This is a genomic window from Halomarina pelagica, assembly GCF_024228315.1.
GTDB lineage: Archaea > Halobacteriota > Halobacteria > Halobacteriales > Haloarculaceae > Halomarina > Halomarina pelagica.
In genome coordinates, this window is sequence record NZ_CP100454.1 from 2,147,542 (window position 1) to 2,160,074 (window position 12,533).

11 protein-coding genes are annotated in these 12,533 nt (G+C 69.0%); 5 read left to right on the forward strand and 6 right to left on the reverse strand.

The genetic code is table 11. The features are described 5' to 3' along the window. The first annotated feature begins 234 nt into the window (after positions 1 to 234). Together NKI68_RS11130 and NKI68_RS11135 are read left to right on the forward strand one after the other, a co-directional pair. Complete coding sequence (locus NKI68_RS11130; RefSeq protein ID WP_254543128.1) at positions 235 to 2,913, forward strand: valine--tRNA ligase; 2,679 nt, start codon at positions 235 to 237, stop codon at positions 2,911 to 2,913. A 59-nt stretch (positions 2,914 to 2,972) separates the two neighbouring features. Further along, entirely contained in the window at positions 2,973 to 4,067 is a 1,095-nt protein-coding gene (locus NKI68_RS11135) for an aminopeptidase (RefSeq protein WP_254543129.1), read from the forward strand. 406 nt (positions 4,068 to 4,473) lie between these two features. On the opposite strand, the gene NKI68_RS11140 is transcribed toward NKI68_RS11135, so the two are convergent. Together NKI68_RS11140 and NKI68_RS11145 are read right to left on the reverse strand one after the other, a co-directional pair. After that, positions 4,474 to 6,660 carry an elongation factor EF-2 gene (locus tag NKI68_RS11140; RefSeq protein ID WP_254543130.1) on the reverse strand — a complete coding sequence of 729 codons (2,187 nt, stop codon included), beginning with the start codon at positions 6,658 to 6,660 and terminating at the stop codon, positions 4,474 to 4,476. A 182-nt stretch (positions 6,661 to 6,842) separates the two neighbouring features. Then, a complete protein-coding gene (locus NKI68_RS11145; protein ID WP_254543131.1) occupies positions 6,843 to 7,577 on the reverse strand; it encodes a J domain-containing protein in 735 nt (244 codons plus the stop codon). A 103-nt stretch (positions 7,578 to 7,680) separates the two neighbouring features. On the opposite strand from NKI68_RS11145, the gene NKI68_RS11150 reads away from it, so the two are divergent. Both NKI68_RS11150 and NKI68_RS11155 read left to right on the forward strand, forming a co-directional pair. Then, positions 7,681 to 8,430 (forward strand): DUF5781 family protein, encoded by a 750-nt coding sequence (locus NKI68_RS11150; RefSeq protein WP_254543132.1) that lies wholly within the window; start codon positions 7,681 to 7,683, stop codon positions 8,428 to 8,430. 273 nt (positions 8,431 to 8,703) lie between these two features. Then, positions 8,704 to 9,564 carry an NmrA family NAD(P)-binding protein gene (locus tag NKI68_RS11155; protein WP_254543133.1) on the forward strand — a complete coding sequence of 287 codons (861 nt, stop codon included), beginning with the start codon at positions 8,704 to 8,706 and terminating at the stop codon, positions 9,562 to 9,564. A 61-nt stretch (positions 9,565 to 9,625) separates the two neighbouring features. Here the strand turns inward: NKI68_RS11155 and NKI68_RS11160 are convergent, their stop codons facing one another. From NKI68_RS11160 to NKI68_RS11170, 3 genes are all read right to left on the reverse strand, one after another. Continuing rightward, positions 9,626 to 10,210 carry a hypothetical protein gene (locus NKI68_RS11160; protein WP_254543134.1) on the reverse strand — a complete coding sequence of 195 codons (585 nt, stop codon included), beginning with the start codon at positions 10,208 to 10,210 and terminating at the stop codon, positions 9,626 to 9,628. 240 nt (positions 10,211 to 10,450) lie between these two features. Continuing rightward, positions 10,451 to 11,071: a 30S ribosomal protein S7 gene (locus NKI68_RS11165; protein WP_254543135.1), complete on the reverse strand. Its 621-nt coding sequence runs from the start codon at positions 11,069 to 11,071 to the stop codon at positions 10,451 to 10,453. An 84-nt stretch (positions 11,072 to 11,155) separates the two neighbouring features. Continuing rightward, the gene (locus tag NKI68_RS11170; protein WP_254543136.1) at positions 11,156 to 11,584 is read right to left on the reverse strand and encodes a 30S ribosomal protein S12; all 429 of its coding nucleotides are present in this window, start codon (positions 11,582 to 11,584) and stop codon (positions 11,156 to 11,158) included. Between the two features lie 163 nt (positions 11,585 to 11,747). Here NKI68_RS11170 and NKI68_RS11175 point away from each other — a divergent pair, with 163 nt between their 5' ends. Then, positions 11,748 to 12,023, forward strand: coding sequence for a hypothetical protein (locus NKI68_RS11175; RefSeq protein ID WP_254543137.1), 276 nt, complete (start codon positions 11,748 to 11,750; stop codon positions 12,021 to 12,023). An 84-nt stretch (positions 12,024 to 12,107) separates the two neighbouring features. Here NKI68_RS11175 and NKI68_RS11180 read toward each other — a convergent pair whose 3' ends face one another. Next, complete coding sequence (locus NKI68_RS11180) at positions 12,108 to 12,533, reverse strand: NusA-like transcription termination signal-binding factor (protein ID WP_254543138.1); 426 nt, start codon at positions 12,531 to 12,533, stop codon at positions 12,108 to 12,110.

Genomic DNA, 12,533 nt, shown 5'->3' on the forward strand with positions numbered 1-12,533 from the left:
GTGGTTAGTCTAATTCTTTTGACTATATTACGTTACTTCACGTAGTCGTGTTTTACCTACTCCTGGCTCATTCTCACGCTAGAACGGTTCCGCCGTGATCGAACCGCGCCGTCGGGCGCGACGCGAAGATTTATCCTGCCCACCCCTCTAGACGCGAGCATGTACCGGTCGTCCGTAGTACGTGCGTAGGCTCCTTCTCCTCCAGCACCGTCCGACGACCGTCCCACAGCGACCATGACCGAGCTACCAGACGAGTACGATCCGAACCGAATCGAGCAGAAGTGGCGCGACGCGTGGCGCGAGAGCGACGTCTACGCCTACGACGGCGACGGCGAGCGCCCCGAGTACGTCATCGACACGCCGCCGCCGTACCCCACCGGAAACCTCCACATCGGCCACGGACTCGGGTGGACGTACATCGACTTCGCCGCCCGCTATCACCGCCTGAAGGGCGAGGACGTCCTCTTCCCGCAGGGGTGGGACTGCCACGGCCTCCCGACCGAAGTCAAGGTCGAGGAGATCCACGACATCCACCGCACCGACGTTCCCCGCGAGGAGTTCCGCGATCTCTGCATCGAGTACACCGAGGAGCAGATCGACGCGATGCACGAGACGATGGACCTGCTCGGCTTCTCCATCGACTGGGATCACGAGTTCCGGACGATGGACCCCGAGTACTGGGGCGAGACCCAGCGCTCGTTCGTCCGCATGGCGGCCGACGACTACCTCTACCGCGACGAGCACCCCGTCAACTGGTGCCCGCGCTGCGAGACCGCCATCGCGGACGCGGAAGTCGAGAAGGAAGACCGGACGGGGACGCTCTACTACGTCACCTTCGAGGGGGTCGACAACGACGACAGTGAGGGGCGAAGCTCCTCTGGCTCCTCTGGCTCCGCGGCGGAGCCGCGGAACATCGAGATCGCCACCACCCGCCCCGAACTGCTCGCCGCCTGCGTCGGGATGGCCGTCGATCCCGACGACGAGCGCTACGCCGACCGCGTCGGCGACACCTTCGAGGTCCCGCTGTTCGGCCAGGAGGTCGAACTCATCGCCGACGAGGACGTCGACGGCGACTTCGGGACCGGCGCGGTCATGATCTGCACCTTCGGGGACAAGCAGGACGTGACCTGGTGGGCCGAGCACGACCTCGATCTCCGCCCCGTCGTCACCGAGGACGGCCACCTGAACGAGCTGGCGGGCGAGTTCGAGGGCCTCGCGATCGCCGAGGCGAAGGAGGAGATCGCCGCGGCGCTCGACGAGCGCGGTCACCTCGTCGACAGCGAGCCGACCGAGCAGTCCGTCGGCGTCTGCTGGCGCTGTGACACGCCCATCGAGATCCTCTCGAAGGAGCAGTGGTTCGTCCGCGTCGATCAGGAGACGATCCTCGAGAAGGCCCGCGAGGTCGAGTGGGTCCCCGAGCACATGTACACCCGCCTCGAGGAGTGGACCGAGGGGATGGACTGGGACTGGGTCATCTCCCGCCAGCGCGTCTTCGCGACGCCCATCCCCGCCTGGTTCTGCGAGGACTGCGGGCACGTCCACGTCGCGAGCGAGGACGAACTCCCGCTCGATCCCACCGAGACGGCCCCCGAGACCGACGCCTGTCCCGAGTGCGGGGGCGAGTCGTGGCGCGGCGAACCCGACGTGATGGACACCTGGATGGACTCCTCCATCTCGCCGCTCTACGTCAGCGGCTGGCCCGAGGAGGAGTTCTCGCCCGTCGCGCTCCGCCCGCAGGGCCACGACATCATCCGCACGTGGGCGTTCTACACCATCCTTCGAACCGCGGCGCTGGAGGGCGTCCGCCCGTGGGACGAGATCCTGATCAACGGGATGGTCTTCGGCGAGGACGGCCGCAAGATGTCGAAGTCCCGCGGGAACGTCGTCTCGCCGGACGAGGCGGTCTCCGAGTACTCCGCCGACGCCTTCCGGCAGGCGCTCGCGCTCGGCGGTCAGCCGGGCACGGACGTCCAGTTCCAGTGGAAGGAGGTGAAGTCCTCCTCGCGGTTCCTCACGAAGGTCTGGAACATCACGAAGTTCGCGTCGGGCCACTTCGACGAGCGCACGCCCACGATCGAGGATCCCGCCTACCGAGACGCCGACAAGTGGATCCTCTCCCGAGCATCGCGGGTCGCCGACGCTGTCGGCGCGCACATGGACGCCTACCGCTACGACGCGGCGCTGCGCGAACTCCGCGAGTTCGTCTGGCACGACCTCGCCGACGACTACCTCGAACTCATCAAGGGGCGGCTCTACGAGGGACGCCCGGGCGAGCGCAACGCCGCCCGTCACGCGCTGTACGCGGTGCTCTCGGCATCCCTGCGGATGCTCTCGCCGTTCGCGCCGTTCCTCGCGGAGGAGGCCTACCGCGCGCTCCCGGGCACGGAGGGGAGCGTCCACAACGCGCGCTGGCCCGATCTCGACCGCGTCGACGGGGACGCCGAGGCGCGCGGACGACTCGTCGCCGACGTCGCCAGCGCGGTCCGGAGCTGGAAGTCCGACCGCGGGATGGCGCTCAACGCCGACCTCGACCGCGTCGAACTCTACCTCGACGACGACCGCGCGCTCGACACTTACGACCTGAGCAGCGCGGTCAACGGCCCCGTCTACATCGAGTCCGGCCGTCCGAACGTCGAGATGGTCCCGGTGGGGGTCGATCCCGACCACGCGACCATCGGGCCGGAGTTCCGCGACCGGGCGGGGGCGGTCATCGGCGCGCTCGAATCCGCCGATCCCGCGGAGATCAAGGCGCAGATGGAGACCGACGGCGAGATCGAACTCGACGCGGGCGGCGAGGTGGTCGTCCTCGCGCCCGACGCCGTCGAGGTCGTCGAGGAGCAGCGCGCCGCCAGCGGTGAGGAGGTTCAGGTGCTCGAACTGGACGACGCGACCGTCCTCATCTACGAGGGCTGAGCGACTCGCGTCGGTTCCACATCGGTTCGGCTTTTATCCACGCCCGGCCAGTCGTGGGCATGGACGAACGAATCCGCGAGCACGCCCGCGTGCTCGTCGAGTGGAGCGCCCGCGTCGAGCGCGGCGACGACGTCGTCGTGAGCGTCGGCCCCGACGCCCACGAACTCGCCGTGGCGGTCTGCGAACTGCTCGGCGAGCGTGGTGCGAACGTCGCGACGACCTACGACTCCGGCGAACTCACGCGTGCGTACCTCCGCGCGCACGACGGTGACTTCGAGACGCCGGACCACCGGCTCGCGCTGTACGAGCGCGCGGACGTCGTGCTCTCACTCGGCGGGGGACGCAACACAAGCGCCACCGCCGACGTTCCGGGGGAGGCGCGACAGGCGTACGCGAGGGCGCAGACGCCCGTCCGCGAGGCGCGCATGGACACCCGGTGGGTCTCGACGGTCCACCCGACGCGGTCGCTCGCCCAGCAGGCCGGGATGGCCGTGGAGGAGTACCGGGAGTTCGCCTACGGCGCGATCCTCCGGGACTGGGCGGCGCTCGCCGACGAGATGGGCCGGATGAAGGACCTCCTCGACGAGGGGAGCGAGGTCCGGCTCGTAAAGGAGGACACCGACCTCACGATGTCGATCGAGGGACGCACCGCGGTCAACAGCGCCGCGAGCGTCGCCTACGACAGCCACAACCTCCCCTCCGGCGAGGTGTTCACCGCGCCGTACGCGGCCGAGGGCGAGGTGTTCTTCGACGTGCCGATGACGCTGCACGGCAAGCGCGTCCGGAACGTCCGCCTGGCGTTCGAGGGCGGCGAGGTCGTCGACTACTCCGCAGAGGCGAACGAGGGGGTCCTCGAGGAGATCCTCACGACCGACGAGGGGGCGCGGCGGCTCGGCGAACTCGGCGTCGGCATGAACCGCGGGATCGACCGCTTCACGGACAACATCCTCTTCGACGAGAAGATGGGCGACACCGTACACATGGCGGTCGGCCGCGCCTACGACTCGAACCTCCCCGAGAGCGAGGAGGGGAATCAGAGCGCCGTCCACGTGGATATGATCACCGACGTGAGCGAGGACTCGCGCCTGGAGATCGACGGCGAGGTGGTCCAGCGCGACGGGCGCTTCCGCTGGGAGGAGGGGTTCGAGGGGTAGCCCTACCGCGAGTAGCGCGATACCCGACAATGGCAAACAGGCGACGCCGCGGCGGGGGCTGTTCGCGGGGCGTGGCGTCGCGCACCCGCGAGCGCCCCGCGACGACTCTCACGTCACACGGACGCTGGTCCCGCTCCCGGATATAAAGATACGGACGGGGCGACTGTTGAGCGCCCCGCCTCGAATTGCACCAGCGCGGTAGCCGCGAGTGAGCGCCCCAGGCGCGAACGAGCGGGCCGACGACCGAGCGGAGTTTCCGCGAGCCAACGGCGAGCGGGAGCACGCTGGACGAGCGCAGCGAGTCCAGCGGAGCGCTCGGAGAGCGCGAAGCGAGGGAGGAGTGCTTTTGATCGAGCTTTTACAGAGGGGCCGCCGGAGGCGGCCCCTCGTAGTAAAAGGTCGTTGTCTAGAAGTAATCGACGCTCGGGGGCAGTTCCGTCTTCATGCCCTTGCGCTCTCGGATCTCCGTGATCGTCTCGCCCTGGAGGTTGTCGGCCATGACCTGGAAGCCGGCGTTCTCGGTGTTCCAGGAGGCACGCCCCTCGGTGGCGCTCCGAATGTCGCTGGAGAAGCCGAGCATCTCGGAGACGGGCGCGACGCCCTCGACGACCATGAGGTCGCCCTCCTGGTACATGTCGTCGACGCGGCCGCGGCGGCCCTGGATCTCGCCGCTCGCGGGCCCCATGTGCTCGTTGGGGACGTCGATGCGGACGTTCTGGATGGGTTCGAGGAGCCGCACCTCCGCGTCGATGAGCGCGCCGTGGACGGCCTGGCGGGTCGCCGGGATGACCTGCGCCGGGCCGCGGTGGATGGCGTCCTCGTGGAGCTTCGCGTCGTGGAGGCGGATGAGCGCGCCCTGCACCGGCTCGGCGGCGAGCGGCCCGTCGTCGAGGGCCTCCTCCAGGCCCTCGATGACGAGTTCCATCGTCTCGTTCAGGTGCTGGATACCCTTCGTGTCGTCGATGAGGATGTTCGTCCCGTAGATGTGCTCGACGTTCTGGGAGGTGTCCTTGTCCATGCCGGCCTCCTGGAGGGCCTCGCGGCGCTCCAGTTCGGGCATGTCCATGGACGCCTCGCCGAGCTTCAGGATGTCGACGATGTCCTGACTGAGGGGTTCGACGCTGATGTAGAACCGGTTGTGGCGGTTCGGCGAGATGCCCTCGACGACGTCGCCGGCCCTGGTGGGCTGTTCGCGGAAGACGACGATCGGCTCGCCCGTGATGACCGGGATGCCCTGGTTGCGCTCGATGCGCTGGGTGATGACTTCGAGGTGGAGTTCGCCCTGGCCGCTGATGAGGTGCTCGCCGGTGTCCTCGTTGATCTCGATGCGGATCGTCGGGTCCTCCTTCGACACCTGGCGGAGCGTCTCGATGAGCTTCGGCAGGTCGTCCATGCTCTTGGCCTCGACGGACTTCGTGATGACGGGCTCGGAGATGTGTTCGATCGACTCGAAGGGCGTCATCTCGATGGAGGAGACGGTAGAGCCGGCGATGGCGTCGCGCAGGCCGGTCACGGCGGCGATGTTCCCCGCGGGGACGCGCTCGACCTCCTCGCGCTCGCCGCCCATGAAGATGCCGACGGACTGGACGCGGTTCTTCCCGGCCGTCCCGGAGACGTAGAGTTCCTGGCCCTTCTCGATGGTGCCGGAGAAGACGCGGCCGGTGGCGATCTCGCCCGCGTGCGGGTCCATGGAGATGTCGGTGACCATGAGGACGACCTCGCCCTCGTCGTCGACGAGGCGCATCTGCTCTGCGAGTTCCGACTCCGAGTCGCCGCGCCAGATCCGCGGGATGCGGCGGGGCTGGGCGTCGATGGGGTTGGGGAAGTGCTCACAGACCATGTCGAGCACGACGTCCGAGAGCGGCGTCCGCTCGTGGAGTTCCTCGCGCTCGCCGGCGCGCTCGAGGTCGATGATGTCGCCGAAGTCCATGCCCGTCTCCTGCATCGAGGGCATCGAGACGCCCCACTTGTACAGGGCCGACCCGAACGCGACGGTGCCCTCCTCGACGGAGACGCGCCAGTCGCCGACGTCGTCCATCTCCTCGGTCATGCCGCGGATGAGTTCGTTCACGTCGCGGATGACCGCCATGAGCCGCTGCTGCATCTCCTGGGGTCCCTCCTGGAGTTCCGAGATGAGGCGGTCGACCTTGTTGATGAACAGCGCGGGCTTCACGCCCTCGCGGAGCGCCTGCCGGAGGACGGTCTCCGTCTGGGGCATCGCGCCCTCGACGGCGTCGACGACCACGAGCGCCCCGTCGACGGCTCGCATCGCGCGCGTCACGTCGCCGCCGAAGTCGACGTGGCCGGGCGTGTCGATGAGGTTGATGAGGTGGTTCTTCTCGTCGTACTCGTGGGTCATCGAGACGTTCGCGGCGTCGATCGTGATGCCGCGCTCCTGCTCGTCCTCCTCGGTGTCCATCGCCAGCTGGTGGCCGGCCGTCTCGTCGGAGATCATGCCCGCGCCCGCGAGCAGGTTGTCGGAGAGTGTCGTCTTCCCGTGGTCGACGTGAGCGGCGATCGCGATGTTCCGGATGTTCTCCGGCTTGTCCATCAGCCGCTCGCATTCCTGTACGATTTTCTTACGTCGGCCCATTACCGGGTCATACCGACAGCGTAGTGAAAAGGGTAGTGTTTCGCCCGCAGGATTTCGCTCGAATATTGTGAGAATACGCCTCATACCGCGCGGACGCGCCGATTCCGTCGCGACCGCGAGCGCGCGCCGTGCGGTCCCCGAGTCGCCTCTGCGCGGTCTCCGCGTCTCCTCTGCGCGCGGTCCTACCGTCGCTCTCGAACGCGCTCGTAGGCCCACCGAACGCGCTTGAACGCCTCCCGATCCCCGCCGGCGTCGGGGTGCGTCTCCTTCGCCCGCTCGCGGTACGCCCGCCTGATCGCGTCCGCGTCGGCGTCCGCGTCCACGCCGAGCACGCGGTAGGCCGCCGCGAGTTCGGGATCGATCCCGACCGCCGCCCCGCCGGGTGCCCGTCCGTCGATTCCGCGTCCGTCGGACCCCCGTCGGTCGGTTCCGCGCCGGTTCGTCCCTCGCCCGCCGTTCGCGGCCCCCGCGCCGCCCGTCCGCGAGCGTCCGGTCGTCCGCCCGTCTGCGTCTCCCCGACCGTTACTCGCGGTTCCGTTCCGATCGTTTCTACTTCCCGCCCCCGTCCAGCCGTCGCGCGCGCCGTCCGCCCAGCGCCAGTCGTCGCCGGTCCACTCGCCGTCTCCCGCGTCGCGCCCGCCGACGGTCGCCCGCCAGCCCTCGCGGTGCCAGTCGTCGGCGGGCGTCCGTTCGCGCCGCCCGTCGGTCCACTCCCCCTCGACGCCGATTCGCTCGTAGATGTCGCCGACGACGCGCTCGTTGCCGTAGCGCCAGCAGCGGTGTCCCCCGACGGCGAGCGCGAGCGCGACGGGCAGGGCGAGCGGCGTCCCGGTGACGCCGACGATGCACGCGATCGCCGCCGTCGCTCCGAGGACCGCCGCGAGCGCGAGTGCGACCCAGCCGAGCACGGTCACCATTCCGTCGCTTTCGTAGTAAATCTCCCGCCGCGATCGGTTCGCCGCACCCCTCGCACGCGCCGTCATAAGAGTCATACTCGCCCCGACCGTGGTACGCGTGAGCATGGACGTTCGAGTGTTAGGCGGCGGACCGACGGGGCCGTTTCTCAGCGCGCAGGGGCTGTTCGAGACGGAGTACGACCTCTCGAAGCCGGTGCGCGTGCGCGTCCGGCGGGACCCCGACGAGCGGACGTGGACGGGTCACTACCCCGACCACCACGTCCTGAACATCTCCGCCCAGGCGGCCACCAGCGCGATGGCGCGCGAACTCGCCCTCCACGAGTACGCCCACATGCGGCGCAACGAGGAGGCCCACCCCTCCCACACCCAGTCGACGGCGGAGGCCATCTACATCGGACTGGCCGGGCGGCGCGTCGAGCAGCGTAAGCTCACCCACTGCTACCAGATCGCGAACCACATGAAGGACATCTACGCCGACGACATCACGCTCTCGGTCGCCCCGGCGGACAAACTCGTCTCCTTCCTGGAGGCGAGCCTCGCGGCGGCGCTGGCGGACCGCCCGCACGACCCGCCGCGGGGCCACCGGCTCACGCCCGCGTCCGATCCCGAGATCACCGTCGTCAACGCCGCGTTCGCCCTCGCGCTGGTCGAGCGCCACGACCTCGTCGGGACGGACCACCGCCTCTACGACCTCGCGCACGCCGCGGCCGACGACGCGCCGGGCGTCCCCCTCGAACGGTTCAAGCACCACTTCGAGACGCTGGCGGACGACCCTGATCCGAGCGAGTACCGCAAGGCGCTCGTGGACGTCACCAGACGGTACGCGGTCGAGACGGGGCAGGCGGCCGATTGATCCACCCGACGGACGTAGCGGGACGTCCACCGGGCGACCGCCACGTCGCGCGCCTCCACGGCGTACCGTTCGTCGATGCCGTGATCCCGGTGGCGTCCCGGTGCACGCGTCTCCCCGCCGATTCGAGCGCCCGTCACGGCGCACGACTACGTCGTCGGCGATACGGCCGCCGGTCGGATGCGGGTCCGCTACGGTTTCGGCCCGATCGCGCCCGGCACGACCGTCTCGCCCCGTCCGTGAACGCCAAGGGACGGGACCGCCTCGTATCGACCCATGAGCCGCCGAGTCCTCGTCACGGGCGCGACCGGTACTACCGGGTCGGCCGTGGTCGAGTCGCTGCTCGCCGCCGACTACGACGCGGTCGCCGCGGTCCGCGACGTCGCCGCCGCGCGCGAGCGGTTCGGTCGCGGCGTCGAGTACGCCCGCTTCGACTTCACCGACCCGGCGACCTACGACGCCCTCGGCGGTGCTGACGCACTCTACCTCGTTCGGCCGCCGGCGCTGAGCCGGGTCCACAGGGACGTGTTTCCCGTCGTCGACGCGGCCGAGCGCGCGGGCGTCGAGCGAGTCGTCTTCCTGTCCGTGCTGGGCGCGGAGAAGGCCCCGCCGATCCCGCACCGGCGGATCGAGCGGCGGCTCGAACGCTCGTCGCTCTCGCATACGTTCCTCCGAGCGGCGTACTTCATGCAGAACCTGAGCGGCGTCCACGCGGTCGACGTGCGCGAGCGCGACGAGGTGTACGTTCCCGCGGGAACCGGCCGGGTCGGCATGGTGGACGCCCGCGACGTGGCGGCCGTCGCCGCCCGCGCGCTCGTCGAACCGGATCGCGCGAATCAGGCCTACGACCTCACCGGCCCGGAGGCCCTCGGCTTCGACGCGGTGGCCCGGACGCTCTCGTCGGTGCTCGGTCGCGGGATACGCTACCCAGCGCCCTCCTACCCGGCGTTCGTCCGGCGGCTGCGCGCCCGCGGCTACCCGTGGGGGTACGTCGCGGTGCTGTGCGGCATTTACGCGCCGGTCCGCCTGCACCGGGCGGACCGGGTCACCGACGCGGTGAGCCGGCTCCTCGGCCGTCCGCCCCGCTCGTTCGAGGCGTTCGCGGAGGGCGACCGCTCGCCGTGGTCGCCGACCTGAGCCGTTTCATCCGCTCTCGACGACTCCTCGTCGGCCGGCTCGCTCCTCACTCCCCCGCCAGTCACCCCTTGTCGACCATGTCAGAGCGATCGTAGTCGACCTGTTCGGGCAGGTAGACGTTCGCGTCGGGGTGCTGGTCCGCGTCCTCGACGACCTCGCCCTCTTCGCGGAGGCGCTCGACGGCGGCCTTCGCCTCCCGACGGTCCACGTGACCGACGACGCTCATCGCATCGAGCAGACGTTCCTCGGGGATCCCCCGGCTACCGGTCGGGTTCTTCGGCTCGAACGCCGCCTCCCCCTGCATGAACCGCAGGTACGCCCGCGGGTCGTTCGACCCGGCCAGCCGCTCGTGCCAGTTCGCGGGATAGGTGCTGAGCCGCCCCGAGGGGAGTCCGTACACCGCATCGCCGTCGACCCACGTCTCGCTGTCTGTGCGTCGATCGTCGAGGGCGCTCGACAGCGCCTCGTCCTCCGCGGGAACGCCCCGCTCTGCGAGCGCCGTCGCGTACGCCTCGACGACCTCGGGTTCGACGCCGGGCGTCTCGTCGCCGTGGTGGCGCTCGACCAGCGACAGGAACTCCTTCGGCAGGAGGCTCTCTCCGTGGTGCTCCGCCTCGTCGAGGACGCGCTCGTTCAGGTCTACCATCGTTTCCGACCTTCGCACGCCAACTGTAAAAACCCGGTGCGGGCGTGCAATCGGAGCGTCGCGGGTGGCGGTCCGATCCCCGACGTATTCGACGCGACGCGATAGGACTCGGGGGAGGGGAGATCGACGGAGGCGAGAGGGGTGGAGAGATGGGAGGAGGTGAGGGACGGGAGGAGATGGAGAGATGGGAGGAGGTGAGGAGACGAGAGGAGACGAAACGATACGGAGAGACGAGAGGGGTTACCGTGCCGCGGCGGCGACGCGCTCTTTCTCTTCCTTCTGGTTGATCGCGTAGGTCTGGACGTCGTAGTTGGCCGCGCCGATGAGCTGCGAGGCGAGCGCCTCGGCGGCGGGCGTGGCGGTCTTGAACGACGCGTTGTACGCGCCCTCGGCGATGAACTTGAGCGACTGGTCGACCCGGCGCTGGGGTGCGACGTCGACGGCCTTCGGGACCGAGATGCCGCCGTACTTGAGCCGGACGGTCTCCTCGCGCGGGCCGGCGTTCTCGACGGCCTGGACGAGCACCTGCACGGGGTTCTCCTCCGTGCGGTCGTGGACGATGTCGAACGCCTCGCGGACGATCTTCATCGTCTTCTGCTTCTTGCCGGTGTTCTCCTCGGTCTGCATCAGGCGGTTGACGAGCCGCTCGACGATGCTGATCTCGGACTTCTTGAACTGCTTCGAGGAGTGTCGACCCATCGTGTGGGCGATAGGGGTGAGCGTGATGTAGCGCTCCATCGAGGGGTCGGAGAAGGCGATGTCGGAGACGTCCCACTTCGTGAAGAGCAGCGCGTCGACGCTCGTTTCCTCCTCGTCGGTGCCGGCGGGCGGCTCGGGGTCAGGTGCTTCGCTCTCGCTCACGCGAACCACCCTCGGTGGTGAGCGTGAGTAGATGAGTCACAGCCCGCACAGCGAAGCGAGCGGGAATGTCTTAGCGTACTCATGTTAGCGCACCGGTTTCTCCGCGTTGCCGCGCACCAGTTCGACGAGCGACACGCCGTTTACCTTCTCGACCTTGTAGTTCACGCCGGAGAGGTCGCCCATCGCGCGACCCTTCGCGCCACCGATCCCGGCGATGGTGACCTCGTCGTGCTCGTCGATGAACGAGATCGCGCCGTCGCCGGGGCAGAACGCCGTGACCTGCTTGCCGTTCTTGATGAGCTGGACCCGGACGCACTTCCGGATGGCGGAGTTGGGCTGCTTCGCCTCGATCCCCACCTTCTCCAGGACGATACCTCGACCCTGCGGTGCGCCCTCGAGCGGGTCGGACTTCTTGCCGAGCCCGCGGGCGCGTCGCGCGTACTCAGAGTCGGACCACCGGTGGCGCTGGCGGTCCTTGTTGAGCTTCCGCGCGGCGTACTTGCCGTTCGCCATAGTACAATTCGGTATCTGTCCGAGCTACTTAAGGCTCCCCTTTCGAGACAGGGGACGCGCCGTGCGTGCGGATTTCACGCGGTCGGAGGATATCGTGGAACCCGCTCGCACACCTCGTCCGGTCTCCGAAGCCTCATGTACGTTCGTGGTATAACCGATCGACATGGCAAACACGTCGTCCTCGAAGGACGTGGGGGACGCGCCGGCCGCGACCGACGTGGGAACCGACTGGTTCTCCGGGGTCGCTCGCCGCGCCGCCGGCTTCGTCGTCCTGATGATCGCCCTCGCCCTCGCCCTCGAATTCCTCATCGGGATCGGGGCGCTCAACGACACGGAGATGAACAACGTGTTCATCGGCATCGCGCTCAGCCTCGCGCTCCTGACGGTGCTGACCGGCGTCGTCCTGTTCGTCGTGTCGACGATCCGGCGCGCGCTCTGAGCGGGTCGGGTCGGCGCTCACGGGTCGGGATTGCGGTCGAAGGACCGAACCGTCGAACGCGCCTCTCCTCTCCCACCGTCCGCGTCAGGTCAACTCGACGTCGGCGACGTCGAAGTGCCGTCGGGCGAGCGTCCGCGCCCGCTCGATGTTCCGCCCGTCGACCCCGATGGCGACGCCGCGATCCTCCTGGGCGACCTCGGCGTACGCCACCACGTCCCTGTTCCGGCTGATCGTGACGTTGTACACCGCCGCCGGCGCGAGGGCGTTCGCGACGAACGCCTCGGGCGTGTCGGCGTCCTCGACGAGTTCGACCCGCCGACCCAACCGCTCTTCGACCGCCTTGACGTGCCGACCGTTCGGGCCGATCGCCCGCGCCATGTCGCCGGGCGGGACGAGGTAGACGACCCGGTCGTACTCGTCGTCGACGAGGCAGTCGCGGGCGGCGACGTCCGTCACGTCCTCGAACAGCGCGATGTACCGACGGGCCGCGTCCGAGAGGGTGACGCCCAT

Excerpts from the sequence above, each read along its gene's own strand:
- NKI68_RS11160 (WP_254543134.1), bottom strand. The coding sequence starts at position 10,210 with ATGGTAGACCTGAACGAGCGCGTCCTCGACGAGGCGGAGCACCACGGA.
- NKI68_RS11170 (WP_254543136.1), bottom strand. The coding sequence starts at position 11,584 with ATGGCGAACGGCAAGTACGCCGCGCGGAAGCTCAACAAGGACCGCCAG.
- NKI68_RS11140 (WP_254543130.1), bottom strand. The coding sequence starts at position 6,660 with ATGGGCCGACGTAAGAAAATCGTACAGGAATGCGAGCGGCTGATGGAC.
- NKI68_RS11135 (WP_254543129.1), top strand. The coding sequence starts at position 2,973 with ATGGACGAACGAATCCGCGAGCACGCCCGCGTGCTCGTCGAGTGGAGC.
- NKI68_RS11175 (WP_254543137.1), top strand. The coding sequence starts at position 11,748 with ATGGCAAACACGTCGTCCTCGAAGGACGTGGGGGACGCGCCGGCCGCG.
- NKI68_RS11155 (WP_254543133.1), top strand. The coding sequence starts at position 8,704 with ATGAGCCGCCGAGTCCTCGTCACGGGCGCGACCGGTACTACCGGGTCG.
- NKI68_RS11180 (WP_254543138.1), bottom strand. The coding sequence starts at position 12,533 with ATGGGCGTCACCCTCTCGGACGCGGCCCGTCGGTACATCGCGCTGTTC.
- NKI68_RS11130 (WP_254543128.1), top strand. The coding sequence starts at position 235 with ATGACCGAGCTACCAGACGAGTACGATCCGAACCGAATCGAGCAGAAG.
- NKI68_RS11145 (WP_254543131.1), bottom strand. The coding sequence starts at position 7,577 with ATGGTGACCGTGCTCGGCTGGGTCGCACTCGCGCTCGCGGCGGTCCTC.
- NKI68_RS11150 (WP_254543132.1), top strand. The coding sequence starts at position 7,681 with ATGGACGTTCGAGTGTTAGGCGGCGGACCGACGGGGCCGTTTCTCAGC.